Source organism: Streptomyces violens (assembly GCF_000717745.1).
Taxonomy (GTDB): Bacteria; Actinomycetota; Actinomycetes; order Streptomycetales; family Streptomycetaceae; genus Streptomyces; species Streptomyces violens.
Genome location: NZ_JOBH01000018.1, coordinates 22650 through 46805, shown reverse-complemented (window position 1 = coordinate 46805; position 24156 = coordinate 22650). Strand labels below are relative to the sequence as shown.

Annotated in this window: 24 protein-coding genes; 7 read left to right on the top strand and 17 right to left on the bottom strand. The window is 71.2% G+C overall.

Going from position 1 to position 24156, the window contains the following annotated elements:
• The 3 genes from zwf to pgl are packed head-to-tail and all read left to right on the top strand — an operon-like array spanning window position 1 to window position 3370.
• Complete coding sequence (zwf, locus tag IF04_RS0129335; protein WP_030264478.1) at window positions 1-1524, top strand: glucose-6-phosphate dehydrogenase; 1524 nt, start codon at window positions 1-3, stop codon at window positions 1522-1524.
• The gene (opcA, locus tag IF04_RS0129330; protein ID WP_030264475.1) at window positions 1521-2591 is read left to right on the top strand and encodes a glucose-6-phosphate dehydrogenase assembly protein OpcA; all 1071 of its coding nucleotides are present in this window, start codon (window positions 1521-1523) and stop codon (window positions 2589-2591) included. The genes zwf and opcA overlap by 4 nt, the downstream gene beginning before the upstream one ends.
• Window positions 2588-3370: a 6-phosphogluconolactonase gene (pgl, locus tag IF04_RS0129325; RefSeq protein WP_030264472.1), complete on the top strand. Its 783-nt coding sequence runs from the start codon at window positions 2588-2590 to the stop codon at window positions 3368-3370. Before opcA ends, pgl begins: the two co-directional genes overlap by 4 nt.
• 98 nt (window positions 3371-3468) lie before the next feature.
• On the opposite strand, the gene IF04_RS0129320 is transcribed toward pgl, so the two are convergent.
• The 13 genes from IF04_RS0129320 to IF04_RS0129260 all read right to left on the bottom strand — a co-directional run bounded on the left by IF04_RS0129320 (window position 3469) and on the right by IF04_RS0129260 (window position 16608).
• Window positions 3469-3717, bottom strand: coding sequence for a hypothetical protein (locus tag IF04_RS0129320; RefSeq protein WP_157847725.1), 249 nt, complete (start codon window positions 3715-3717; stop codon window positions 3469-3471).
• Between the two features lie 23 nt (window positions 3718-3740).
• Window positions 3741-5393: a glucose-6-phosphate isomerase gene (gene pgi / locus IF04_RS0129315; RefSeq protein WP_030264464.1), complete on the bottom strand. Its 1653-nt coding sequence runs from the start codon at window positions 5391-5393 to the stop codon at window positions 3741-3743.
• Window positions 5394-5648: 255 nt separating this feature from the next.
• Window positions 5649-5984 (bottom strand): RNA polymerase-binding protein RbpA, encoded by a 336-nt coding sequence (locus IF04_RS0129310; RefSeq protein ID WP_078600932.1) that lies wholly within the window; start codon window positions 5982-5984, stop codon window positions 5649-5651.
• A 186-nt stretch (window positions 5985-6170) separates the two neighbouring features.
• Complete coding sequence (gene secG, locus IF04_RS0129305; RefSeq protein ID WP_037801115.1) at window positions 6171-6401, bottom strand: preprotein translocase subunit SecG; 231 nt, start codon at window positions 6399-6401, stop codon at window positions 6171-6173.
• 171 nt (window positions 6402-6572) lie between these two features.
• The gene (gene tpiA / locus IF04_RS0129300; RefSeq protein ID WP_030264454.1) at window positions 6573-7349 is read right to left on the bottom strand and encodes a triose-phosphate isomerase; all 777 of its coding nucleotides are present in this window, start codon (window positions 7347-7349) and stop codon (window positions 6573-6575) included.
• Between the two features lie 6 nt (window positions 7350-7355).
• Entirely contained in the window at window positions 7356-8558 is a 1203-nt protein-coding gene (locus IF04_RS0129295; RefSeq protein WP_030264451.1) for a phosphoglycerate kinase, read from the bottom strand.
• A gap of 114 nt (window positions 8559-8672) precedes the next feature.
• Window positions 8673-9677 carry a type I glyceraldehyde-3-phosphate dehydrogenase gene (gene gap / locus IF04_RS0129290; RefSeq protein WP_030264449.1) on the bottom strand — a complete coding sequence of 335 codons (1005 nt, stop codon included), beginning with the start codon at window positions 9675-9677 and terminating at the stop codon, window positions 8673-8675.
• A gap of 247 nt (window positions 9678-9924) precedes the next feature.
• On the bottom strand, window positions 9925-10914 hold the full coding sequence (gene whiA / locus IF04_RS0129285; RefSeq protein ID WP_030264446.1) for a DNA-binding protein WhiA: 990 nt from the start codon (window positions 10912-10914) through the stop codon (window positions 9925-9927).
• Window positions 10905-11960 (bottom strand): gluconeogenesis factor YvcK family protein, encoded by a 1056-nt coding sequence (locus IF04_RS0129280; protein WP_030264443.1) that lies wholly within the window; start codon window positions 11958-11960, stop codon window positions 10905-10907. The genes whiA and IF04_RS0129280 overlap by 10 nt, the downstream gene beginning before the upstream one ends.
• Window positions 11957-12907, bottom strand: coding sequence for an RNase adapter RapZ (rapZ, locus tag IF04_RS0129275; RefSeq protein ID WP_425428467.1), 951 nt, complete (start codon window positions 12905-12907; stop codon window positions 11957-11959). The genes IF04_RS0129280 and rapZ overlap by 4 nt, the downstream gene beginning before the upstream one ends.
• A complete protein-coding gene (gene uvrC / locus IF04_RS0129270) occupies window positions 12904-14973 on the bottom strand; it encodes an excinuclease ABC subunit UvrC (RefSeq protein ID WP_030264438.1) in 2070 nt (689 codons plus the stop codon). Before uvrC ends, rapZ begins: the two co-directional genes overlap by 4 nt.
• 173 nt (window positions 14974-15146) lie before the next feature.
• Window positions 15147-15986: a hypothetical protein gene (locus IF04_RS0129265; RefSeq protein ID WP_030264437.1), complete on the bottom strand. Its 840-nt coding sequence runs from the start codon at window positions 15984-15986 to the stop codon at window positions 15147-15149.
• Window positions 15987-15990: 4 nt separating this feature from the next.
• Entirely contained in the window at window positions 15991-16608 is a 618-nt protein-coding gene (locus tag IF04_RS0129260; RefSeq protein ID WP_051831653.1) for a papain-like cysteine protease family protein, read from the bottom strand.
• Between the two features lie 238 nt (window positions 16609-16846).
• Here IF04_RS0129260 and IF04_RS0129255 point away from each other — a divergent pair, with 238 nt between their 5' ends.
• Entirely contained in the window at window positions 16847-17785 is a 939-nt protein-coding gene (locus IF04_RS0129255) for a hypothetical protein (protein ID WP_030264432.1), read from the top strand.
• A gap of 39 nt (window positions 17786-17824) precedes the next feature.
• On the opposite strand, the gene IF04_RS0129250 is transcribed toward IF04_RS0129255, so the two are convergent.
• The 3 genes from IF04_RS0129250 to IF04_RS0129240 form a co-directional block, all read right to left on the bottom strand.
• Entirely contained in the window at window positions 17825-18244 is a 420-nt protein-coding gene (locus tag IF04_RS0129250; RefSeq protein ID WP_030264430.1) for a Rieske (2Fe-2S) protein, read from the bottom strand.
• A 64-nt stretch (window positions 18245-18308) separates the two neighbouring features.
• Complete coding sequence (locus IF04_RS0129245; protein ID WP_051831652.1) at window positions 18309-19751, bottom strand: sugar porter family MFS transporter; 1443 nt, start codon at window positions 19749-19751, stop codon at window positions 18309-18311.
• A 5-nt stretch (window positions 19752-19756) separates the two neighbouring features.
• Window positions 19757-20761, bottom strand: a complete 1005-nt coding sequence (locus tag IF04_RS0129240; protein WP_030264425.1) for a zinc-dependent alcohol dehydrogenase family protein — start codon at window positions 20759-20761, stop codon at window positions 19757-19759.
• Between the two features lie 230 nt (window positions 20762-20991).
• Between IF04_RS0129240 and IF04_RS0129235 the strand changes: the two genes are divergently transcribed.
• Together IF04_RS0129235 and IF04_RS0129230 are read left to right on the top strand one after the other, a co-directional pair.
• Window positions 20992-22008, top strand: a complete 1017-nt coding sequence (locus tag IF04_RS0129235; RefSeq protein ID WP_030264422.1) for a LacI family DNA-binding transcriptional regulator — start codon at window positions 20992-20994, stop codon at window positions 22006-22008.
• 114 nt (window positions 22009-22122) lie between these two features.
• The gene (locus IF04_RS0129230) at window positions 22123-23100 is read left to right on the top strand and encodes a carbohydrate kinase family protein (protein WP_030264419.1); all 978 of its coding nucleotides are present in this window, start codon (window positions 22123-22125) and stop codon (window positions 23098-23100) included.
• Between the two features lie 106 nt (window positions 23101-23206).
• Here the strand turns inward: IF04_RS0129230 and IF04_RS0129225 are convergent, their stop codons facing one another.
• A complete protein-coding gene (locus IF04_RS0129225) occupies window positions 23207-23548 on the bottom strand; it encodes a metal-sensitive transcriptional regulator (protein ID WP_051831651.1) in 342 nt (113 codons plus the stop codon).
• 27 nt (window positions 23549-23575) lie between these two features.
• On the opposite strand from IF04_RS0129225, the gene IF04_RS0129220 reads away from it, so the two are divergent.
• A complete protein-coding gene (locus tag IF04_RS0129220) occupies window positions 23576-24151 on the top strand; it encodes a rhodanese-like domain-containing protein (RefSeq protein WP_030264414.1) in 576 nt (191 codons plus the stop codon).
• Window positions 24152-24156: the final 5 nt, after the last annotated feature.

Below are 24156 nucleotides of genomic sequence, written 5' to 3'. Positions count from 1 at the left end.
TTGTCAAGCAGCAATCCGCTGCGTGACGCCGCGGACCGACGGCTCCCGCGTATCGCGGGGCCGTCGGGCCTCGTCATCTTCGGCGTCACGGGCGATTTGTCACGTAAAAAGCTGATGCCCGCCGTTTACGACCTCGCCAACCGCGGCCTCCTCCCGCCGGGCTTCTCGCTCATCGGCTTCGCCCGCCGCGACTGGGAGAACGAGGACTTCGCCCAGGTCGTGCACGACGCGGTCAAGGAACACTCGCGCACCCCCTTCCGCGAGGAGGTCTGGCAGCAGCTCAGCCAGGGCATGCGCTTCGTCCAGGGCAACTTCGACGACGACGCGGCCTTCGAGCAGCTCAAGTCCACGATTCAGGACCTGGACAAGGCGCAGGGCACCGGCGGCAACTTCGCCTTCTACCTGTCCGTGCCGCCCAAGTTCTTCCCCACGGTCGTCCAGCAGCTCAAGAACCACGGGCTGGCCGACCAGAAGGACGGCTCCTGGCGCCGCGCGGTCATCGAGAAGCCCTTCGGCCACGACCTGGAGAGCGCGAAGGAGCTCAACGAGGTCGTCCACGAGGTCTTCCCGCCCGAGTCGGTCTTCCGGATCGACCACTACCTCGGCAAGGAGACGGTCCAGAACATCCTGGCGCTGCGCTTCGCCAACACGATGTTCGAGCCCCTGTGGAACCGCTCCTACGTGGACCACGTACAGATCACGATGGCCGAGGACATCGGCATCGGCGGCCGGGCCGGCTACTACGACGGCATCGGCGCCGCGCGTGACGTGATCCAGAACCACCTCCTCCAGCTGCTCGCGCTGACCGCCATGGAGGAGCCCGCCTCCTTCGACGCGGACGCGCTGGTCGCGGAGAAGGCCAAGGTCCTCGGCGCCGTCCGGCTGCCCAAGGACCTGGGCAAGGAGACGGTGCGCGCGCAGTACGCGGAAGGCTGGCAGGGCGGCGAGAAGGCCGTCGGCTACCTCCAGGAAGAGGGCATCGACCCCAAGTCGAAGACCGACACCTACGCCGCGATCAAGCTGGGCATCGACAACCGCCGCTGGGCGGGCGTGCCCTTCTACCTGCGCACCGGCAAGCGCCTGGGCCGCCGCGTCACCGAGATCGCGGTCGTCTTCCAGCGCGCCCCGCACTCCCCCTTCGACCACACCGCCACCGAGGAGCTGGGGCAGAACGCCCTGGTCATCCGGGTGCAGCCGGACGAGGGCGTGACGGTCCGGTTCGGCTCGAAGGTCCCGGGTACCTCGATGGAGGTGCGGGACGTGTCGATGGACTTCGCGTACGGCGAGTCCTTCACGGAGTCCAGCCCCGAGGCGTACGAGCGCCTGATCCTGGACGTCCTCCTCGGCGACGCCAACCTCTTCCCGCGCACGGAGGAGGTCGAGCTGTCCTGGAAGATCCTCGACCCGATCGAGCAGTACTGGGACAAGCACGGCAAGCCCGCGCAGTACCCGGCGGGCACCTGGGGACCCGTCGAGGCGGACGAAATGCTCGCACGAGACGGACGGAGCTGGCGTCGGCCATGAAGATCGATCTCACCGAAACCACGGCCAGCAAGATCAACAAGGCGCTGGTCCAGGGCCGCCGTGCCATCGGCACACCGGCCGTCGGCATGGTGCTCACCCTCGTCATCGTCACCGACGAGGAGAACGCCTACGACGCGGTCAGGGCCGCCAACAACGCCTCGCGCGAACACCCCTCGCGCACCCTGGTCGTCATCAAGCGCGTCAGCCGCTCCCCGCGGGACCGCGCCAAGCCGCGCCTCGACGCCGAGGTCCGGGTCGGCGCGGACGCCGGTACCGGCGAGACGGTCGTCCTGCGGCTGCACGGCGAGGCCATCAACCACGCCCAGTCCGTCGTGCTGCCGCTGCTGCTGCCGGACGCCCCCGTGGTCGTCTGGTGGCCGGTCGGCGGTCCGACCGACCCGGCCAACGACCCGCTCGGGTCGCTCGCCCAGCGCCGTGTCACCGACACCTACGCCACCGAGCAGCCGGTCCGGGAACTGACCGCGCGCGCCGCGGCGTACACCCCCGGCGACACCGACCTGGCGTGGACCCGCATCACGCCCTGGCGTTCGATGCTGGCCGCCGCGCTCGACCAGCAGCCGAGCGAGGTCACCTCGGTCACGGTCGAGGGCGAGGAGTTCAACCCGAGCTGCGAGCTGCTGGCGATGTGGCTCGCGGACCGGCTGCACGTCCCCGTCGAGCGGACGCTCTCCGCGGGCCCGGGCCTGACCGCCGTCCGTATGGAGACCAAGAACGGCCCGATCGTGCTGGACCGCCCGGACGGCGCGATGGCCACGCTGTGCATGACCGGCCAGCCGGACCGCTCGGTGGCGCTGCAGCGGCGGGAGACCGCCGAGCTGCTCGCCGAGGAGCTGCGCCGGCTCGACCCGGACGACACCTACGCGTCCGCGCTGAAGTACGGCGTGGAGCGGCTGGGGTCGTACAAGGACGCCCAGCCCGGCGTCTCGGCGAAGACCGCCGAGGCCGCCGAGCAGGAGGCCGAGGCCGAGCCGCAGTCCGCCGAGGACGCCCCCAAGGGCAAGGCCGCGGCGAAGAAGGCGCCCGTGAAGAAGGCGGCCGCCAAGTGAGCGCGCCGCAGGTCGTCGTCCACCGCGACAAGGAGCTGATGGCCAAGGCCGCCGCGGCCCGGCTGATCACGAAGATCGTGGACGCCCAGGCGGCGCGTGGCTACGCGTCGGTCGTGCTGACCGGCGGCCGCAACGGCAACGGGCTGCTCGCGGCCCTCGCCGAGGCGCCCGCCCGGGACGCGGTCGACTGGTCCCGGCTGGACCTGTGGTGGGGCGACGAGCGGTTCCTGCCCGAGGGCGACCCGGAGCGCAACTACACCCAGGCCCGTGAGGCGCTGCTGGACAGCGTCCCGCTGGACCCGGCACGGGTGCATGTGATGGCGCCGTCAGACGGCGGGTACGGCAACGACGCGGACGCCGCGGCGGAGGCCTACGCTGCCGCCCTGGCCGCGGCGGCGGGGCCGGAGGACCACGGGCCCGTCCCGTCCTTCGACGTCCTCCTGCTGGGCGTCGGCCCGGACACCCACGTCGCCTCGCTCTTCCCTGAGCACCCGGCGACGCGGGAGACCGAGCGGACGGTGGTCGGCGTGCACGGCGCGCCCAAGCCGCCGCCCACCCGGATCTCGCTGACCCTGCCCGCCATCCGCGCGGCGCGGGAGGTCTGGCTGCTCGCTGCGGGCGAGGACAAGGCGAACGCGGCCGCGATGGCCCTCTCCGGCGCGGGCGAGATACAGGCGCCCGCGGCGGGCGCGTACGGCCGCAGCCGTACGCTCTGGCTGCTGGACGAGGCGGCCGCCTCCCAGCTGCCCCGCGGCCTGTACCCGCCGGCCTCGGCCTGACGGGTCCGCCGCACGACGAACGGCCCGGCTCCCACGGTGCATCACCGTAGGAGCCGGGCCGTCGTCGTGTCCGGGGCCGGACGTGGCCACTCAGCCGCTCACGCCTGCCGTTCCCGCTCCTGACGCACCATGGCGTTGGCCATCCGCGCCGGGTCCTGGAGGTCGCCCACCGCGACGCCGTCCACGTCCTCGTCGAGGGTGTTGTACGGGCCGAGGCCGGCGTCCTTGTTGCCCTTGTCGCCCTGCACCGCTTCGAGGTGCCGGGCGGCCACCTCCTGCTGCTTCGCCGCGGGCCGGCCCACCAGCCACTCGCGATTCTCCGGCGTCAGCAGGTTCAGAAAGCTCATGAGCGCGTCTTCGTGCACCGGGATCAACGCCCCCGCATCGTGCGGTACGTGGCCACCAGCGACTTCGTCGAGGCGTCCAGGTCCTCGACCTCGGCGCCCTCGGTCAATGCGGGCTCCACGCGCTTGGCGAGGACCTTGCCGAGCTCCACGCCCCACTGGTCGAAGGAGTCGATGTTCCAGATGGCGCCCTGGACGAAGACCTTGTGCTCGTAGAGGGCGATCAGCTGGCCCAGCACGGACGGGCTGAGCTCCTTGGCCAGGATGGTCGTGGAGGGGCGGTTGCCCTTGAAGGTCTTGTGCGTCACCAGCTCCTCGGGCACGCCCTCGGCGCGCACCTGCTCCGGCGTCTTGCCGAAGGCCAGCGCCTGGCCCTGCGCGAAGAGGTTGGCCATCAGCAGGTCGTGCTGGGCGACCAGACCGGGCTGGAGGTCCTCGACCGGCTGCGCGAAGCCGATGAAGTCGGCCGGGATCATCTTCGTGCCCTGGTGCAGCAGCTGGTAGTACGCGTGCTGGCCGTTCGTGCCGGGCGTGCCCCAGACCACCGGACCGGTCTGCCAGGACACCTCCTCGCCGTCCCGGCCCACGTACTTGCCGTTGGACTCCATGTCGAGCTGCTGGAGGTACGCGGTGAACTTGGAGAGGTAGTGGCTGTACGGCAGGACCGCGTGCGACTGCGCGTCCCAGAAGTTGCCGTACCAGACACCGAGCAGGCCGAGCAGCAGCGGCGCGTTCTCCTCGGGCGGCGCGCAGCGGAAGTGCTCGTCGACGAGGTGGAAGCCGGCCAGCATCTCGCGGAAGTGCTCCGGGCCGATGGCGATCATCAGCGACAGGCCGATGGCCGAGTCGTACGAGTAACGGCCGCCGACCCAGTCCCAGAACTCGAACATGTTGGACGTGTCGATGCCGAACTCGGCGACCTTCTCGGCATTCGTGGACAGCGCCACGAAGTGCTTCGCCACGGCCTCGTCACCGGCGCCCAGGCCGCTCAGCAGCCAGTCGCGGGCCGACTTCGCGTTGGTGATCGTCTCGATGGTGGTGAACGTCTTCGAGGCGATGATGAAGAGCGTCTCGGCCGGGTCCAGGTCGCGCACGGCCTCGTGCAGGTCGGCGCCGTCGACGTTGGAGACGAAGCGGAACTGCATGTCGCGGTCGGAGTACGCGCGCAGCGCCTCGTACGCCATCGCCGGGCCCAGGTCGGAGCCGCCGATGCCGACGTTGACGACGGTCTTGATGCGCTTGCCGGTGTGGCCCTTCCAGTCGCCGGAGCGGACCCGGTCGGCGAACGTGGACATCCTGGTGAGCACGTGCTGCACGGCCGGGACGACGTTCTCCCCGTCGACCTCGATGTCGGCCGAGCCGGGCGCGCGCAGCGCGGTGTGCAGCACCGCGCGGTTCTCGGTGATATTGATCTTCTCGCCGCGGAACATGGCGTCCCGCAGCTCGGTGACCTTCGTCGCGGCGGCCAGCTCGCGCAGCAGCCGCAGCGTCTCGTCGGTCACCAGGTGCTTGGAGTAGTCCAGGTGCAGGTCGCCGACCTGGAGCGTGTACCGCTCCGCACGGCCCGGGTCCTGCTCGAACAGCTCTCGCAGATGCGTGCTCGCGAGCTGTTCGCGGTGCTTCCCCAGGGCCGTCCACTCGGACGTCTGGTCGAGCCTGCTGCGGCCATCTGCGTTCATCTCGGACATCAGCCTTCTTTGGTCTCGTATCGGCCCCGCCACCCCCCAACCTAATTGATCAGGGGAGGAGATGAGATGTCCGCCCGCCGTCGAACGGCTGACGCCCGTGTGTCCGTACCGCATTCACCTGCGAAGCCACTCGAACAGCGGAACGCGGCCGGCCCGGCAGGAAGGCCGAAACCCTCCGGCCGGGCCGGTGCACACTCTCTTCTCCTCCGCCGGACGCGGGCGTTCGGCGCCGCCGGGGCCGCGTCCTCAGATCTCGCCGCGGAGCTTGGCGAGCGCCTCCGCGAGAATCGCCTCGCCGTCCGCGTCCGTCCGGCGCTCCCGTACGTACGCCAGGTGCGTCTTGTACGGCTCGGTGCGCGGCGGGTCCGGCGGGTTGTCCCGGTCCTTGCCTGCGGGGAAGCCACAGCGCGGGCAGTCCCAAGTGTCAGGAATCTGCGCGTCGCCGGCGAAGCTGGGCTGTGTCTCGTGCCCGTTGGAGCACCAGAAGGAGATGCGGATGCGCGGCGCGGACTCGCCCCGCTCGGCCTCCCCCATCGGCCCCGCCCCGACCCGACTTCCTCGGATCGCGTTGCCACTTGCCACGGTCGTAACTCCCTGCGTCATGGTGCTGCGAAGCCTCGATGGGAGCCTCCGCTGCGGGCGCCCAGTCTACGTAAGGCCCAACGCGCGTCCAGTGACAGGAGTTACCCGGCCACGGAAGGACGCCGCACTCATGATAAGCCGCGCCCCCGACAGAGTGTCAGCTCTTGGGTGACAGACCCGGCATCGTCAGCTGTCCAGCTTCATCAGGATGCCCAGGACGACGATGCACGCGAACCACAGCAGGCCGACGACGATGGTGATGCGGTCGAGGTTCCGCTCGGCGACGGAGGAACCGCCGACCGAGGACTGCATACCGCCACCGAACATGTCGGACAGGCCGCCGCCCTTCCCCTTGTGCATGAGCACCAGCATCATCAGCAGCGCGCTGAAGACGATGAGGGCGATCGAGAATCCCATGACCACTGGTGGACCAACTCTCTAGGACTGGCGGACGGAGACAAGCAGATCTGACGGTGCGGGGCCGGGGCGGCGTCGTGTGACACCGGGACCCGGCCCCGACAGCCTACGACGGGCCGGGCCCGTCGTCATAGCTGCTGCTCACGGTGCGTACCGAGTGCAGCGTGACCGCTACTGGTCGCGGAATCGAACGATCTTGACGAACTCGTCGGCGTCCAGCGCGGCGCCGCCGATCAGCGCGCCGTCGACGTCCGGCTGCGCCATGATCGCCGCGACGTTCCCGGACTTCACCGAGCCGCCGTACTGGATGCGCACCTTGTCGGCGAGGTCCTGGCTGTACAGCTCCGCGAGGCGGCGGCGGATCGCACCGCAGACCTCCTGCGCGTCCTCCGGGGTGGCGACCTCGCCGGTGCCGATGGCCCACACCGGCTCGTACGCGATCACGATGGTCTCGGCCTGCTCGGCCGGGACGTCCTGGAGCGCGCCGTCGACCTGGGCGAGGGTGTGCGCGACCTGGTTGCCCGCCTTGCGGACGTCCAGGCCCTCACCGACGCACAGGATCGGGGTGATGCCGTGCTTGAAGGCGGCCTTGACCTTGGCGTTGCAGACCGCCTCGTCCTCGCCGTGGTACTGGCGGCGCTCGCTGTGGCCGATGGCCACGTACGCGCACTTCAGCTTGGCGAGCATCGGGCCGGAGACCTCACCGGTGAAGGCACCGGAGTCGTGCGCCGAGATGTCCTGGGCGCCGTACTTGATCTTCAGCTTGTCGCCGTCGACCAGGGTCTGCACCGAGCGGATGTCGGTGAAGGGCGGCAGGACCGCGACCTCGACGGCCTCGTAGTCCTTGTCGGCGAGCGCGAAGGCGAGCTTCTGGACGTGGGCGATGGCCTCGAGGTGGTTGAGGTTCATCTTCCAGTTGCCCGCCATCAGCGGGGTACGGCTACTCACGTTTGTTCAGTCCTCCAGAGCGGCGAGGCCGGGGAGCGTCTTGCCTTCGAGGTATTCGAGGCTGGCGCCGCCACCGGTCGAGATGTGGCCGAAAGCATTCTCGTCGAAACCGAGCAGGCGTACGGCAGCGGCCGAGTCCCCGCCGCCGACGACGGTGAAGGCTTCCGAGTCGAGCAGCCCCTGCGCGACGGCCTTGGTGCCGTTCGCGTAGTCCGGGTGCTCGAAGACACCCATCGGGCCGTTCCAGAAGATGGTGGCCGCGTCCTTGAGCTTGGCGGCGTACAGCTCCCGGGTCTTCGGACCGATGTCCAGGCCCTCCTGATCGGCCGGGATGGCGTCCGCAGCGACCGTACCGGGGTTCGCCGGGGCCTTGGTCTTCAGGTCCGGGAAGTCGGCCGAGACCATGACGTCGACGGGCAGGACGAACTCCACGCCCTTCTGCTCGGCGCGCGCCAGGTACTCCAGGACCGCCGGGATCTGGTCCTCCTGCAGCAGCGACTTGCCGACCTCGTGGCCCTTGGCCTTGAGGAAGGTGTACGCCATGCCGCCGCCGATCAGGATGCGGTCGGCCTTCTCCAGGAGGTGGTCGATGACGCCGAGCTTGTCGGAGACCTTGGCGCCGCCGAGCACGACCGCGTACGGGCGCTTGACGTCCTCGGTGAGCTTCTTCAGGACCGTGACCTCGGCGGCGATCAGGTCGCCGGCGGCGTGCGGCAGCCGGGCCGGCAGGTCGTACACCGAGGCGTGCTTGCGGTGCACGGCGCCGAAGCCGTCGCCGACGTACAGGTCCGCCAGCTGCGCCAGCTGGTCGGCGAACGCGCCGCGCTCGGCGTCGTCCTTGCTGGTCTCGCCCGCGTTGAAGCGGAGGTTCTCCAGGACGGCCACCTGGCCGTCGGCGAGGCCCGCCACGGTCGCCTGCGCGGACTCGCCGACCGTGTCGGTGGCGAACGCGACGTCCTGGCCGAGCAGTTCACCCAGTCGCTGCGCCGCGGGGGCCAGCGAGAAGGCCGGGTCCGGGGCGCCCTTGGGGCGGCCCAGGTGCGAGGCGACGACCACGCGGGCGCCCGCGGCGGCGAGCTTGGCGATGGTCGGCTGCACGGCGCGGATACGGCCGTCGTCGGTGATGGTGGTGCCGTCGAGCGGCACGTTCAGGTCGGCGCGGACGAAGACCCGCTTACCCGCTACCTGAAGGTCGTCGATCGTCTTCATGGTGACTCCGTTCACAACGTCAGTCATGGGACGGGGCCCGTACGACGCGTCGTCGCGTCCTACGAGCCCCGTCCTCACATCTCGGTGCCTAGTGCTGCGTCAGGCAGAGATTATTCAGAGCTGGCCGCCGACGAAGACAGTCAGGTCGACCAGGCGGTTCGAGTAGCCCCACTCGTTGTCGTACCAGCCGACGACCTTGACCTGCTTGCCCTGGGCCATGGTGAGGCCGGAGTCGAAGGTGCAGGAGGCCGGGGTGTTCACGATGTCCGAGGAGACGATCGGGTCCTCGGTGAACTCCAGGTAGCCCTTGAGCTGACCCTCGGCGGCCTTCTGGAAGGCGGCGTTGATCTCGTCGGCGGTGACCTCGCGGTCGAGCTCCAGGACGAGGTCGGTGACCGAGCCGGTGGGGACGGGCACGCGCATGGCGATGCCGTCCAGCTTGCCCTTGAGCTGCGGGAGGACCAGCGCGGTGGCCTTGGCGGCACCGGTGGAGGTCGGGATGATGTTCTCCGCGGCGGCGCGGGCGCGGCGCAGGTCCTTGTGCGGGAAGTCCAGGATGCGCTGGTCGTTGGTGTACGCATGGACCGTGGTCATCATGCCCTTGACGATGCCGAAGTTCTCGTCGAGAACCTTGGCCATCGGCGCCACACAGTTGGTGGTGCAGGAGGCGTTCGAGATGACGTGGTGCTTGTCGGCCTCGTACTTGTCCTGGTTGACACCCATCACGATGGTGATGTCCTCGTCCTTGGCCGGAGCCGAGATGAGGACCTTCTTCGCACCGCCGGCGAGGTGCTTGGCGGCGTCCTCGCGCTTGGTGAAGATGCCGGTCGACTCGATCACGATGTCGACGCCCAGCTCGCCCCACGGGATGTCGGCGGGGTTGCGCTCGGAGAGCACCTTGATGGTGCGGTCGCCGACGGTGATGGTGTCGGCGGTGTGCGACACGTCCTGCTTCAGACGACCCAGGATGGTGTCGTACTTGAGCAGGTGGGCGGTCGTCGCGGTGTCACCCAGGTCGTTGACAGCCACGATCTCGATGTCCGCACCCTGCTCCAGCAGCGCGCGGAAGTAGTTACGACCGATGCGGCCAAAGCCGTTGATGCCTACGCGGATCGTCACGAAACCGATCTCCTCGTTGGTACGGCGGTTTGTGCACCGCCGAGCTGTATGGGATGTCCCCGACCGCCTCCGACCCTACCCCCTGTACGAGACGTACGTGACATTGACATGGGGCTCTCCATCTGCTCAAGTGAGCGCCCTTGAGCCCCTCTGACGCCCTTGCGCAACGCGCCCCCCGTCAGTACGCACGCGCCCCCGGCACCCAGTGCGGGTGCCGGGGGCGCGTACTGACAAGTAGCGATCCGGTTCAGCCGACCATGCCCTCCGCGAGGTCGTCGGCGAGGTTGGATTCCGTACCCGGAATGCCGAGGTCCTGTGCGCGCTTGTCGGCCATCGCGAGGAGGCGGCGGATGCGGCCGGCGACCGCGTCCTTGGTCAGCGGCGGGTCGGCGAGCGCGCCGAGCTCCTCCAGGGACGCCTGCTTGTGCTCCATACGCAGCCGGCCGGCCGCCGCGAGGTGCTCCGGCACCTCCTCGCCGAGGATCTCCAGCGCGCGCTGCACACGGGCGCCCGCGGCGACCGCGGCCCGCGCCGAGCGGCGGAGGTTGGCGTCGTCGAAGTTCGCGAGGCGGTTGGCCGTGGCCCGCACCTCGCGGCGCATTCTGCGCTCCTCCCAGGCGAGCACCGACTCATGGGCGCCCAGCCGGGTCAACAGCGCGCCGATCGCGTCACCGTCACGGACCACCACCCGGTCCACGCCGCGCACCTCGCGGGCCTTGGCCGCGATGCCGAGCCGGCGGGCCGCGCCGACCAGCGCGAGCGCCGCCTCGGGGCCCGGGCAGGTCACCTCCAGGGAGGAGGAGCGGCCGGGCTCGGTGAGCGAGCCGTGCGCGAGGAACGCGCCGCGCCAGGCGGCCTCCGCGTCGCAGGTGGCCCCCGAGACCACCTGCGGGGGCAGGCCCCGGATGGGGCGGCCGCGGCCGTCGACGAGGCCGGTCTGGCGCGCGAGCTGGTCGCCGCCGGCCACGACACGGACGACGTACCGGCTGCCGCGCCGCAGCCCGCCGGGCGCCATCACCACCAGGTCCGAGGAGTGCCCGAAGATCTCCAGGATGTCCTTGCGGAGCCGCCGGGCCGCGATACCCGTGTCCAGCTCCGCCTCGATCACGATGCGCCCGCTGACCAGGTGCAACCCGCCGGCGAACCGCAGGATCGACGAGACCTCCGACTTCCGGCAGCAGGTCCGGGTGACGGGGAGCCGGGAGATTTCATCCTTCACCGCTGCCGTCATCGCCATGGGCCGATCCTTCCATGCATCCGAAAAATACGGTCGTACGCGGCGGCCAGCAGCTCCGGGTCGTGCCGAGCGGAACCGCCCCCAGGTTTGCCCTGGTGAGCGCTGCTTTGCGCGGCCACGGCCGCCAGCTCGACCGCGCTGCCGAACAGCTCCTTGGCCGCTCCGGTCAGAGACTCCCGGTCGGGCACGGCGTCCTGATCGGCCAGCACCACGTCGAAGGCGAGTTTAGGGGCGTGTCGGGCCAAAACCTCCAAATGACGCTGCGGGGAAAACCCGTCCGTCTCCCCCGGCTGGGGTGCGAGGTTCAACGAGAGAACCTTACGGGCCTTGGTCTCCTCCAGCGCCTCGCGCAGCTGTGGCACCAGAAGATGCGGGATCACGGAGGAGAACCAGGACCCGGGGCCGAGCACCACCCAGTCGGCGTCCCGGACCGCCTCGACGGCCTCCGGGACGGCGGGCGGCTCCTCCGGGACGACGTGCACGGACTGCACCTCGCCGCGGGTGAGCGCGACCGTGGCCTGGCCGCGGACGGTGGAGATCTCGTCCGGGTGGTCCTCGTCGTGGCCCCTGACCAGGGCCTGGAGCTCCAGCGGCACGGCGGACATCGGGAGCACCCGGCCGTGCGCGCCCAGCAGCTTGCCGACCAGGTCCAGCGCCTGCACGTGATCGCCGAGCTGCTCCCACAGGGCGACGATCAGGAGATTTCCCACAGCGTGGTCGTGCAGCTCGCCGCCGCTGATGAAGCGGTGCTGGATGACCCGGGCCCAGGTCTGGCCCCAGTCGTCGTCGCCGCAGAGCGCCGCCAGGGCCTTGCGCAGATCGCCCGGCGGCAGCACGCCCAGCTCGTCGCGGAGCCGGCCGCTGGAGCCGCCGTCGTCGGCGACGGTGACCACGGCGGTCAGATCGCGCGTGATGCGGCGCAGCGCGGCGAGCGAGGCGGAAAGCCCCATGCCGCCGCCGAGGGCGACGACCTTCGGGGTGGCGCCCTGCGTGCTGCCCCGCACGAGCCGGCGTACGCGGCGCATCCGGGGCGTGCGGCTGGTCACTCGCGCCCCATGTCCCGGTGGACGACGACCGTCTCGACTCCTTCGGAGACCAGGCGGCGGGCGAGCTTCTCCGACATGGCGACGCTGCGGTGCTTGCCACCCGTACAGCCGACGGCGATCGTGACGTACCGCTTGCCCTCGCGGCGGTACCCCTCGGCGACGATGCGCAGCAGCTCGGCGTAGCCGTCCAGGAACTCCTTGGACCCAGGCTGGCTGAAGACGTAGTTCGACACCTCTTCGTTCAGGCCCGTGTACGGCCGCAGCTCCGGGACCCAGTGCGGGTTCGGAATGAAGCGGCAGTCCACCACGAGGTCGGCGTCGACCGGCAGGCCGTACTTGAAGCCGAAGGACATCACCGTCGCGCGCAGCTCCGGGACCTCCTCGCCGGCGAACTGGGCGTCCATCTTGGCGCGCAGCTCGTGGACGTTCAGGCTGGAGGTGTCGATCACCAGGTCGGCGTCGCCGCGCAGCTCGCGCAGCAGGTCGCGCTCGGCGGCGATGCCGTCGACGATGCGGCCGTCGCCCTGCAGCGGATGCGGGCGGCGGACCGACTCGAAGCGGCGGACCAGCGCCTCGTCGGAGGACTCCAGGAAGACGATCCGGCGCTTGACCTGCGCGGCGTCCAGCGCGGCCAGGGACTCCTTGAGATTGTCGAAGAAGCGCCGGCCACGGACGTCGACGACCACCGCGATCCGGGCGACGTTGCCCTGGGAGCGGGCGCCGAGGTCGACCATCGGGGGGATGAGCTCGGGCGGGATGTTGTCGACCACGAACCAGCCGAGGTCCTCCAGACACTTCGCGGCCGTGCTCCGCCCCGCGCCCGACATCCCGGAGATGATCACCAGCTCGGGGATCGCGGGGCTGCGGTCCTGGTCGTCGCGGATCGGCGCCGCACTCGCCTGCGCGTCTTCTCTACCGGTCTGCTGCTCGGGGCTGCTGTCGCTCATCGTTCCTGTCCCTGTTCTGAAGGCAACGCGGCCTGCGGTGCCTCCTCATCTTCAATGATCTCTCCGGTGGCGGTGTTCACCGCCGGGGCGGCCGGAGCGGCCTGGGCCAGGGTCGCCGCGACGGTCTCGGCGGTCTTGCGGCCGACGCCGGGCACCTCGCAGATCTCTTCGATCGTGGCTCCTTTGAGTTTCTTCAGGGAACCGAAGTGCTTCAGGAGGGCCTGGCGGCGACTCTCGCCGAGGCCCGGCACGCTGTCCAGAGGGCTCGCTGTGAGCCGCTTGCCCCGCTTGTTGCGCTGGTAGGCGATGGCGAAGCGGTGCGCCTCGTCACGGACGCGCTGGAGGATGTACAGGCCCTCGCTCGTCCGGGGCAGCACGACCGGGTCCTCCTCGCCGGGCACCCAGACCTCCTCCAGGCGCTTGGCCAGCCCGCAGACCGCGACGTCGTCGATGCCCAGCTCCTCCAGGGCCCGCTGGGCCGCGGCGACCTGCGGCCGGCCGCCGTCCACGACGACCAGCTGCGGCGGGTACGCGAAGCGCTTCGGGCGGCCCTCCTCGTCCTTGGGGCCCGGCCCGGCCCCGGAGAGGTCCGCAGGGCCCGGCACGGCCCCGGAGACCAGGTCGGCGGCGTCCGCCCCGGTCTCCTCCTCCCACTCGCCGGTCTTCTGCTTCTCCTGCAGATACCGCTTGAAGCGGCGGGAGATCACCTCGTGCATGGACCGGACGTCGTCCTGGCCCTCGAACGATCTGATCTGGAACCGTCTGTACTCGCTCTTCCTCGCCAGCCCGTCCTCGAAGACGACCATCGACGCCACCACGTCGTCGCCCTGGAGGTGGGAGATGTCGAAGCACTCGATGCGCAGCGGCACCGAGTCCAGCTCCAGCGCCTCGGCGATCTCCTCCAGCGCCCGGGAGCGGGTGGTCAGGTCCGAGGCGCGCTTGGTCTTGTGCAGGGCCAGCGCCTGCTGGGCGTTGCGCTGGACCGTGGCCATCAGGTCCTTCTTGTCGCCGCGCTGCGGGATGCGCAGCGAGACGTTCGACCCACGGCGCTCGGTCAGCCACTGCTGGACCGGCTCGACGGGGTCGGGCAGCGCCGGTACCAGGACCTCCTTGGGCACGGCGTCGCCGCGCTCCTCGCCGTACAGCTGCTGCAGGGCGTGCTCCACGAGGGCCGCGGTGTCGACGTTCTCGACCTTGTCGGTGACCCAGCCGCGCTGGCCGCGGATCCGTCCGCCCCGGACGTGGAAGATCTGGACGGCGGCCTCCAGCTCGTCCTCGGCGAGCGCGATGAGGTCGGCGTCGGTGGCGTCGGCGAGCACCACGGCGCTCTTCTCCATGGCCCGCTTCAGCGCCTCTATGTCGTCCCGCAGCCGGGCCGCGCGCTCGTACTCCATCTCCTCGGCGGCCTCCGCCATCAGCCGCTCCAGGCGGCGGATGTACGCGCCCGTGCGGCCGGCCATGAAGTCGCAGAACTCCTCGGCCAGTTCGCGGTGCTCCTCGGCGGAGACACGGCCGACGCAGGGGGCCGAGCACTTGCCGATGTACCCGAGGAGGCAGGGGCGGCCGATCTGCGCCGAGCGCTTGAAGACGCCCGCGGAGCAGGTCCGTACGGGGAAGACCCGCAGCATCAGGTCGACGGTCTCGCGGATCGCCCAGGCATGGCCGTACGGACCGAAGTACCGCACGCCCTTCTTCTTGGCGCCGCGCATCACCTGGACCCGCGGGAACTCCTCGTTGAGCGTGACGGCGAGGTACGGATAGCTCTTGTCGTCGCGGTACTTGACGTTGAACCGCGGGTCGAACTCCTTGATCCAGGTGTACTCCAGCTGGAGCGCCTCGACCTCGGTGGAGACGACGGTCCACTCGACGGACGCGGCCGTGGTGACCATCGTGCGCGTACGCGGGTGGAGATTCGCCAGGTCCTGGAAGTAGCTCGACAGGCGCTGGCGCAGGCTCTTGGCCTTGCCTACGTAGATCACCCGCCGGTGCTCATCACGGAACTTATAGACCCCCGGCGAGTCGGGGATCTGTCCCGGCTTGGGTCGATAGCTGCTGGGGTCTGCCATGTCCGCCACCCTACTGGTGACCACTGACAAGCCGGCGCCGGTCCGCGCTGCCGGCCCGCAAGCGTTGGCCCGAGCTCTCGGCCCCCGCCCCCACCCCCCGCTCTCCCCCCTTAAGGGGGGAGGAGAGCGTGGGGGCGGGGGAGGGTAAGGGGGTGGGGGGACGCAGCCTCGCCTCAGCGCCGCCGCAGCTTGCGCCCCATGACCGTGCCGCCGAGTGCCAGCGCGGCGAGGGTGCCGAGCGCGGTCAGCACGGCGACCAGCGGGCCGCTGTCGTCCGCGGCCGCGGCGGCCGCGACCGGCTCCGGTGCGTCCTTCCGTACGGCGGACCCGGACGCCGCAGGCTCCTCGTAGCCGCCCGCCTCGCCCCGCCGGTCGTACGCCGAGCCGGGCAGCTTGTCCCCGTACGCCGCGTGGACCCGCTTCTGGTACGCGGCGACCGTGGTCCCGGACGCGCCGACCGCCCGCTTCGCGTCCGCGTCCAGCGGCAGCACGCGGTCGCCGCGCTGGACGTACCAGGCGTCGATCTGCGGCTCGCGGAAGAGCGTGCCGCCCTTGGCCCGGGCCTTGGCCGCGTACGCCGTCTCGTCGGCGCCGGTGGCGATGTTCACCACCCGCCAGGCGTCCGCGCCCGCCGTCCGTACGGTCCACACCGACGCCTCCTGGCCGTCGGCCGAGACCGCCTTGCTGGCCAGGAAGTCGAGCTTCGCGACCGGGGCGCCGGAGCGGCCGCGCACGAAGTCCGCCGAGAGCGCGTAGACCGGCACGGTGGCGCCCTCGATGCGCGGCGCCGCGGCCTTGACGCTCACCTTGCCGTCGCGGGCGAAGAAGCGGGCGAGGGTCTTCAGGGTGCCGGGGGCACTCGCCGCTTCGTGCGCCGCGGCCACGCTCGCCACGGACGGCGCCTTGGGTGGTGCGGGAGTATCGGCGGCCTGCGCGGTCTGCGGGGCCAGGGCGACGAGGGCGGTGGCCAGCACCGCGGTGGCGGCGCCCCGCTTCACGTTCCGGTACGTCATCGCCTCAGGCTCCGATCCGGTAGAGGGAGTGCGTCCAGGAGAACTCGCTGCCGTTGACGTAGTAGCGGTAATCGCCCCAGTTGTAGCGGTTGTTGTCGGGCCAGGGGTCGCCCCAGTACACCCAGTTGTTCGCGGTGTCGAAGCCGTACAGGACGTGCATGTGGCCGCCCCCGGAGGACCACTGGATGCGGGTCTCCACGGGCCTGTTGGCGTTGATCTCGCTCTGCACGGTGCTGTAGTTGAGGTAGCCGCTGACGTAGTTGCCGGGGCTGATGCCGGCCCAGTCCAGGCCGTTCTGCACATCGCCGAGCGTGGCCTGGCTGTTGGGGCAGGCGGTGCCCTGCTGGCGCCCGAAGGAGGCGTTGCAGAACTGGTTCTGGCTGTAGTTGCGGCCGAACCAGGTGGCGATGGTGTTCCCGGAGGCCGCCCAGCACCAGTTGCTGTACTGCTGGGCCTGCATGGTGATGTTCAGCTTCTTGCTCGCGAGCGCCGTGTCGGGGGCGGCCGTCGCCGTCGCGGCGGGGAAGCCGGTGAGGACGGCGGCGACGGCCGCGATCAGGGGCCATCTGCGGCGCGTGGAACGGGGACGGGTTATGCGTGTGCGGCGGGACGGGCGGTGCATGGCGGTCCTCCCGAGGGGGGTGGGAAGAGGGAGAGGAACGCATCCGGATGATGCTGAGGAGCATCGGGTGTTGTCCGGGGCAGGTCAACACGCTTCAATGCGGGGTGACGCAGGGGTGTGGACGGACGGGCCCTGATGTGAACGTCCCCTGCCCGGCGATCTGCGAGGAACGGACAGCGCCGGCGGGATCTGTGAACTCCGGTTGTGAACGTTCACCCCGCGCACCGGAGGGTTGGCAATGACACAGGACACCGCCGCATCGGCCGGGCTGGCGCAGGTGCTGCGCACCGGCCCGTTCCACCTGGCGCTGCGCGCCGCGCTGGCCGAACGCGGCCTCGCCCTGCACCGCGTGCAGTACAAGCTCGCGCAGCGCGGCATCAAGGTCGGCGTCACCAGCCTCAGTTACTGGCAGCAGGGCGCCCGTCGCCCGCAGCGCCCCGAGTCGCTGCGCGCGGTGACCGCACTGGAAGAGGTACTGGAGCTGCCCGCCGGCGCGCTCACCAGGCTGCTGGAGTCGCAGACCCCGGTGTACCCGGACATCGAGCGCCCCACGGGCCGGTCGTACCGCACCCTCACCGAGGACTCCGACGTCGTACGGAAACTCCTCGCCGACCTGGGCGCCCCCACGGACGGCGGGCTGCACACCGTGGGGCAGTCCGAGCGGGTCCTCATAGGGGCGCGGCGCGAACTGCTGGACCGCGAGTCGCAGCAGGTGGTGCGCGCGCACCGGGACGGCGTCGACCGGTACCTCGCCATCCACTGCGGCGACGAGGGCGCCGACCCGGCGCGGATGACGGTCAGGGCGACGGAGAACTGCCGGCTGGGCCGGGTGCGGCACGTCCCCGAAGCGCCGCTCGTGGTCGCCGAACTGCTCTTCGACACCCGGCTGCGGGCCGGCGACACGTACGTCTTCTCCTACGGGTTCCGCGACGGCACCGCGGGCGAGTCCACCGAGTACTTCCGCGGCTTTCCGTTTCCCGGCGGGCAGTACGTCCTCCAGGTGCGCTTCGATGAGGCGGCGCTCCCGGTGCGCTGCGGCCGCTTCGCCCAGGCGTCGACGAGCGCGCCGCGCACCGCCCGCCAGGAGCTGACGCTGAGCGGGCAGCACCGCGCCGTCCACCTGGTGGACCAGTCCGTACGGCCGGGGCTGCTCGGGATCGAGTGGGACTGGGGGTGAGCCCTTCGGGGCGCGCGGAAGGGCGCCCCCGAGGACGGCTCAGCCGCCCGCGATCAGCTTGCCGCCCTTGACCTTGACCGGGATCTCCTCCAGCGGCGTGGTCGCCGGGCCCTGCACAGGCTTCCCCGTGGCCACGTCGAACCGGCTCCCGTGCAGCGGGCAGGTCGCCACTTCCTTGTCGAGCTTGTTCAGGATCGCGCCCGCGTGCGTGCACACCGAGCTGAAGCACTTGAACTCGCCCTTGGCCGGCTGCGAGACAACCAGCTTCTCCTCGGGATAGAACTTGGCGCCGCCCACCGGTATCGCGTCGGCCGCACCCAGCTCGGTCTCCTGGGTGGGCGCCTTCGGGACCGAGCCCGACCCCGAGCCGCCCGTGGAGCACGCGGCGGCGCCGACGCAGGCGATCCCCGCGAGCGCGGCCCCTCGCAGCACGGTACGGCGGTGGAGGGGCTCGCTCATGGTCATGACTCCTGCGTTCCGGGGGGCGGGGCTGGGGTGGCTCCCCCGGACGCGGCGCGGGCTCTCAGGGGGTGGCGCTGCTTCCCGACGATACCGGGACGGAATCCGCGCCCCCGGCCGGGTCCGCGGTACTCCGGAGCAGGTCCTGTTCGATCTCCTCCAGGCTGCGCCCCTTCGTCTCCGGGAGCAGCTTCCGCACGAACACGAAGGCGAGGAAGGTCATCACCGCAAAGAAGAGGAAGTTGGCGCCCGCCCCGAAGGTGTCCAGGAGCGAGGGGAACACCAGCGCGACCGCCATGTTGAACAGCCAGTTGAAGATCACGCACAGGCTGACCGCCGCGGCCCGCAGCCGCATCGGGAACAGCTCGGGCAGCATCACCCACTGCACCGGCCCCCAGGAGACGGCGAACGACGCGATGTACAGCCCGATCCCGAGGAGCGTCAGCGTGGACAGCAGCGCCCCGTAACCCAGCCCCGAGAGGTTGGTGACGGCCAGCACCACCATCGCCACGCACATGCCCAGCGCACCCCACAGGAGCAGCGGCTTGCGCCCCTTGCGGTCGATCAGCCGCATGGCGGGCAGCGTCATCAGCATGTTCAGCGCGCCGACCCCCATGGTGGCGATGATCGCGCCGCTGTCCCCGAAGCCGACGTTGGTCAGCAGCCGGGGCGCGTAATAGATGATCGTGTTGATGCCGACGAAGTTCTGGAAGAACACCAGCAGCATCCCGACCACGAAGACCGGCCGCAGCTTCGGCGACAGCAGATGCCGGAACGTCAGGCTCTCGGTCTGCTCGCGCTCGGTCCGTACGGTCTCCTCGATCTCGGCGAGTTCGGCCCGGGCCGCCTCGCCCTCCCCGCGCAGCTGGAACAGCACCCGCCGCGCCTCGTCGCCGCGTCCCTTGCCGACCAGCCAGCGCGGGCTCTCCGGCTGCGTGATGATGCCGACCGCCAGTACCGCGGCCGGTACGACGCCGAGCCCGATCATCCAGCGCCAGGCGCCGGAGTCGTGGAGCAGGTAGTCGGTGACGTACGCGAGGAAGATGCCGACCGTGACCAGCAGCTGCATCAGCGAGGCCAGCCCGCCGCGCACATGCTTGGGCGCCAGCTCCGTCAGGTACAGCGGGACGACGACGGACGCGATGCCGACGCCGATGCCGAGGACGAAGCGGAAGACGATCAGCACCCAGACGTGCGTCGCGAACGCCGCGCCGAGCGTGCCGAGGATGAAGACCCCGGAGGCGGCGAGGATCAGCCGGCGGCGGCCCCAGGAGTCCGACAGCCGCCCGGAGAGGCCGGCGCCGAGCATCGCGCCGACCAGCAGCCCGGAGACGACCATGCCCTCCAGCAGCGGGCTCATCGGGAGGTCCCGCTTGATGTAGAGCAGCGCGCCGGATATGACGCCGGTGTCGTAGCCCCACAGGATGCCGCCGAGGGCGCCGAAGACCCAGATCAGCGCGTTCTTGAGGCGAGGTGCCGCCGTACGGGGTGGCGTGCTGGTTGCCATCTGCGTCACCCCTTGGCCGGCGCGAGGTGGATCTTGCGCCCGGTACCGGCCTTGAAGCGGGCCACCGCCTCGTCGAAGTCCTCCAGGCCGAAGACGTCGCTGACCAGCGGGTCCAGGTCGAGCCCCGAGGCGAGGACGTCGATGGCGGGCTGGAAGCTGTTGTGCACGGCCATCGACCCGATGATGTCGATCTCGCTGTTGTAGACGAGGTACGGCGAGAACGCGGCCTTGCGGGACGGGTCCACCACGCCGAACTGCAGGAACGTACCGCCCTTGCGGACGCGCCCCAGCCCGTCCTCGATGGCGGGCACCGCACCGGTCGCGTCCACGACCACCTCGAAGCCCGGGCCCTTGCCCCGCGCGAGCTTGTCCGCGCTGGTCACGGCCGCGTCCAGGCCGAACGACTCGGCGAACGCCAGCCGTTCCTCGTTCAGGTCCACCACCGATACGGAGGCGGCGCCCGCGGTCCGTACGAGCGCGGCCATCATCAGGCCCATCGTGCCCGCACCGTAGATCAGGTAGTGCTCGCCGGGGCGGCGCGGCAGCCGGTTCAGCCCGTGCACCGCGCAGGACAGCGGCTCGATCAGCCCGGCGGCGGCCTCGGAGAAGGAGTCGGGGAGCACGTAACAGCAGCGGGCCGGCACGGCGACCCGCTCGGCGAAGCCGCCGGCCTGCGTGACGCCGATCGCGCGGTAGTCCTCGCAGAGGTTGCCGCGGCCGATCCGGCAGTAATGACAGGCGCCGCACGGCATGTTGGGGTCCACGGCGACCCGGTCGCCGACGGCCGGCGCGGCGACGCCCTCGCCCACCGCGATCACCTCGCCCGTCAGCTCGTGCCCGGGGATCACCGGGTACGTCACGGGCGGCAGCTCGCCGCCGAGGATGTGCATGTCCGTCCCGCACAGGCCGCACGAGGAGACGCGGACGACGACCTCGCCGGGTTCAGGCCGGGGGTCCGGCACGTCGGCCGGGGCGGCTCGGCCCGGCTCGGTGACCACGACAGCGCGCATATCGCGCCTCCACTTCGTTGTGCTGGTCTGATGCTGGTGCTGCGACTCGGGGTGCTGCGACTCGGTGCCGCATCGCCGGTCCTGCGTCCCGCAGCGGCTCGGTTTCCGGGAGGCTAGCCCCGACGTAAACGCTTACGCAAGCGTTTACGCGACGCTTCTGATGCGTTACGGTTTCCCCACAATCACGCACGCCGTCGGACACGTCGGCCACGTCGGGAGGACGGCTTCGGATGGCGACGATGGTCGATGTCGCACGTCGCGCGGGGGTTTCCGTGGCGACCGTCTCGCACGTCCTGAACGAGACCCGCCCCGTGCGCCCCGACACCCGCAAGTCCGTCCTGGACGCGATCGACGAGCTGGGTTACACGCACAACACGCTCGCCCGCTCGCTGGTCACCTCGCGCACCCGCTCCATCGGCCTCGCGGTCTCCGCGATCAGCAACCCGTACTTCACCGAGATCCTGCAGGGCGTCGAGGCGGGCGCGCTGGAGGCCGGGTACAGCCTGCTGATCGCCGACCCGCACGACGACCCGGTCCACGAACGCAAGGTCGTCCAGCTGCTGCACGAGCGCCGCGTGGACGGCATGATCGTCGCGCCCTCCGCCGAACCCGCCGCGCTCGTCGAGTACGTCACCAAGCGCGCGGTCCCCACCGTCTACCTCGACCGCCTCGTCGGCGACGCGCACGACCAGGTCTGCGCCGAGAGCACCGCGCCGATACGGCAGCTCGTCGAGCACCTGGCCGACCTCGGGCACACCCGGATCGGCCTGATCGCGGGCCTGCCGGGGCTGAGCACGACCACCGAGCGGGTCGCCGGCTACCGCGAAGGGCTGCGGTCCCGCGGGCTGCCGTTCGCGCCGGAGCTGCTGGCGGGCGGCAACTCCGAGGCGGAGGGCGCCGAGGACGCCACCCGCCATCTGCTCGCCGCGCCCGAACCGCCCACCGCCGTGATCACCGCCAACAACGCCATGACCATCGGCGCCCTGAAGGCCCTCGGCGAGATGGGCCTGCGCGTACCGCACGACATCGCGCTCGCCTGCTTCGACGACTTCTCCTGGGCGGACCTCTTCTCCCCCCGCCTCACCGCGATCTCCCAGCCCAGCCGGGAGATCGGCGCGGCAGCGGTCCAGCTCCTCCTGGACCGCCTGGACGACCCGGCCCGGCCACCGCGCACCATCCGCCTGCCGTGCAAGTTCGTGCATCGGACGTCTTGCGGGTGCGGGGAGGGTGAGGGAGATGGGGCGTGAGTGCGCGATGACTGCGTTCCCTGTCACCTGACCCGTTGTCCGCCCCGCCGTCGTGCGGTGGCGCCGCATGACACACCCGTACTGCCCCGGACCGGCCCCGGAAAGGACCCCCTCGTGATCGTCGTCGCCGGCGAAGCCCTCATCGACCTCGTCCCCGCGAACACAGCGGACGGCGGGCGCGCGCCCGCGGACGGCGCCGCGCTGCCCGCGCTGTCGCCGCAGCGGGGCGGGGGCCCGTACAACACCGCGGTCGCGCTGGGCCGGCTCGGCTCCCCCGCCGCCTTCTGCTCGCGGGTCTCGACGGACGCCTTCGGCGTTTCGCTGCTGGCCGGCCTGCGGGCGGCCGGCGTGGACACCTCGCTGGTCCAGCGGGGCGCCGAGCCCACCACGCTCGCGCTCGCCGACATCAGCCCGGACGGCTCGGCCGGCTACGGCTTCTACGTCGAGGGCACCGCCGACCGCCTCTTCACCCTGCCGCCCGCCCTCCCCGACGGCGTGCGCGCCCTCTCCCTGGGCACCTGCTCGCTGGTACTGGAACCGGGCGCGAGCGCGTACGAAGCGCTGATGCGGCGCGAGGCGGCCCGCGGCGTCTTCACCGCGCTGGACCCGAACATCCGCGCCGGCCTGATCGCCGACCCGGACGCCTACCGCGCCCGCTTCCGCTCCTGGCTCCCGCACACCGCCCTGCTGAAGCTCTCGGAGGAGGACGCCCGGTGGCTGGCCGGCGCGGAGGACCTGCCGGAGGCGGCCGCCGCCGACGCGGTGGCCGGAGCGGTGAAGGAGTGGCTGGCCGCGGGCCCGGCGGCCGTGGTGCTCACCCGGGGCGGCGACGGCCTGACCGCCATGACGCCGGCCGGCGAGGTGGCCGTACCGGGCGTACGCGTCGACGTCGTGGACACGATCGGCGCAGGCGACACGGTCAACGCGGCGCTGCTGCACCGCCTGGACGCACACCACGCGCTCTCCCCTGCCGCGCTGGCCCGACTGGACGCGGACGCCTGGCGGGACATCCTCGGCTTCGCCGCCCGCGCCGCCGCGCTCACCTGCTCCCGCGCGGGCGCGGAACCTCCGTACGCGTCGGACCTGGCCTGACCTGGGCGAGGCTGGGGCTGGGACCGGGGCGCGGTTGGGTCTGGGGCCGTGCCTGGGTCTGAGGCCCAGCCTGGATAGGCGCCGGGCCTGGGTTCGGGCCTGCTGATCACGCCAGCGACAGGAAGAGCTTCTCCAGCTTGGCGCGCATCTCGTCGCGCTCCATCTGCGGGGCCGCGCCCTCGGCCTCGCCCGTCAGGCAGTGCTCCAGGCCCGTGGCGATGATCGCGAAACCGGCCCGGTCCAGGGCACGGGAGGCGGCGGCCAGCTGCGTGACGACCTCTTCGCAGGACCGGCCCTGCTCGATCATCCCTATGACCCCGGAGATCTGCCCCTGGGCCCGGCGCAGCCGGTTGACGGCGCCTTTCAGTTCCTCTGCTGGCAGCTCCACGGCCTTTCCTTTCCACGAATACCCCCGTGGGTATGGTAGCGCTGGTCCTTGCACCCGCATTCCCGGTACGTCCGCGAGAGGACCCGCATGGCCACCCCCGCCGCACCCCTGTCGGTCGAAGATCTCCGCCCCCGTCTCCACGAGCTGACGCTCATCGACGTCCGCACCCCCGGGGAGTACGCCTCCGGACACATCCCCGGCGCCCTCAACGTGCCCCTCGACCAGCTCGACCAAGCCGTGGCGACCCTGCGCTCGGTCACCGCGCGCGGCCCGCTCGCCGTGGTCTGCGCGGGCGGCAACCGTTCCGCCACCGCCTGCGACCTGCTCGCCGACGCCGGGGTCACCGCCGCCCCGGTGACCGGCGGCACCAGCGCCTGGGCCGCCGGCGGTCACCCGCTGGACCACCCCGCCGACGGCCGTGCCGTCTGGCCCATGGAGCGCCAGGTCCGGCTGGCCGCCGGGTCGATCGTGCTGGCCGGGGTACTGGCCGACCGCCTGCTGCCGGGTGCGAAGTACCTGTCCGCCGCCCTCGGCGCCGGCCTGGTCTTCTCCGCCGTGACCGACACCTGCGGCATGGCCAAGGTCCTCGGGAAGCTCCCGCACAACTGCCGCCCCGCCGCACTCCCGTCCCTCACCACCGTCCTCCGCACCCTCGAGAACTGAGAACC

Excerpts from the sequence above, each read along its gene's own strand:
- IF04_RS0129240 (WP_030264425.1), bottom strand. The coding sequence starts at position 20,761 with ATGCGCGCTGTCGTGGTCACCGAGCCGGGCCGAGCCGCCCCGGCCGAC.
- IF04_RS0129245 (WP_051831652.1), bottom strand. The coding sequence starts at position 19,751 with ATGGCAACCAGCACGCCACCCCGTACGGCGGCACCTCGCCTCAAGAAC.
- pgi (WP_030264464.1), bottom strand. The coding sequence starts at position 5,393 with ATGAACGCAGATGGCCGCAGCAGGCTCGACCAGACGTCCGAGTGGACG.
- rapZ (WP_425428467.1), bottom strand. The coding sequence starts at position 12,907 with ATGAGCGACAGCAGCCCCGAGCAGCAGACCGGTAGAGAAGACGCGCAG.
- IF04_RS0129320 (WP_157847725.1), bottom strand. The coding sequence starts at position 3,717 with ATGAGCTTTCTGAACCTGCTGACGCCGGAGAATCGCGAGTGGCTGGTG.
- IF04_RS0129260 (WP_051831653.1), bottom strand. The coding sequence starts at position 16,608 with ATGCACCGCCCGTCCCGCCGCACACGCATAACCCGTCCCCGTTCCACG.
- IF04_RS0129220 (WP_030264414.1), top strand. The coding sequence starts at position 23,576 with ATGGCCACCCCCGCCGCACCCCTGTCGGTCGAAGATCTCCGCCCCCGT.
- IF04_RS0129265 (WP_030264437.1), bottom strand. The coding sequence starts at position 15,986 with ATGACGTACCGGAACGTGAAGCGGGGCGCCGCCACCGCGGTGCTGGCC.
- IF04_RS0129255 (WP_030264432.1), top strand. The coding sequence starts at position 16,847 with ATGACACAGGACACCGCCGCATCGGCCGGGCTGGCGCAGGTGCTGCGC.
- whiA (WP_030264446.1), bottom strand. The coding sequence starts at position 10,914 with ATGGCGATGACGGCAGCGGTGAAGGATGAAATCTCCCGGCTCCCCGTC.
- IF04_RS0129250 (WP_030264430.1), bottom strand. The coding sequence starts at position 18,244 with ATGAGCGAGCCCCTCCACCGCCGTACCGTGCTGCGAGGGGCCGCGCTC.
- uvrC (WP_030264438.1), bottom strand. The coding sequence starts at position 14,973 with ATGGCAGACCCCAGCAGCTATCGACCCAAGCCGGGACAGATCCCCGAC.
- opcA (WP_030264475.1), top strand. The coding sequence starts at position 1,521 with ATGAAGATCGATCTCACCGAAACCACGGCCAGCAAGATCAACAAGGCG.
- IF04_RS0129225 (WP_051831651.1), bottom strand. The coding sequence starts at position 23,548 with ATGCGGGTGCAAGGACCAGCGCTACCATACCCACGGGGGTATTCGTGG.
- secG (WP_037801115.1), bottom strand. The coding sequence starts at position 6,401 with ATGGGATTCTCGATCGCCCTCATCGTCTTCAGCGCGCTGCTGATGATG.
- IF04_RS0129235 (WP_030264422.1), top strand. The coding sequence starts at position 20,992 with ATGGCGACGATGGTCGATGTCGCACGTCGCGCGGGGGTTTCCGTGGCG.
- IF04_RS0129295 (WP_030264451.1), bottom strand. The coding sequence starts at position 8,558 with ATGAAGACGATCGACGACCTTCAGGTAGCGGGTAAGCGGGTCTTCGTC.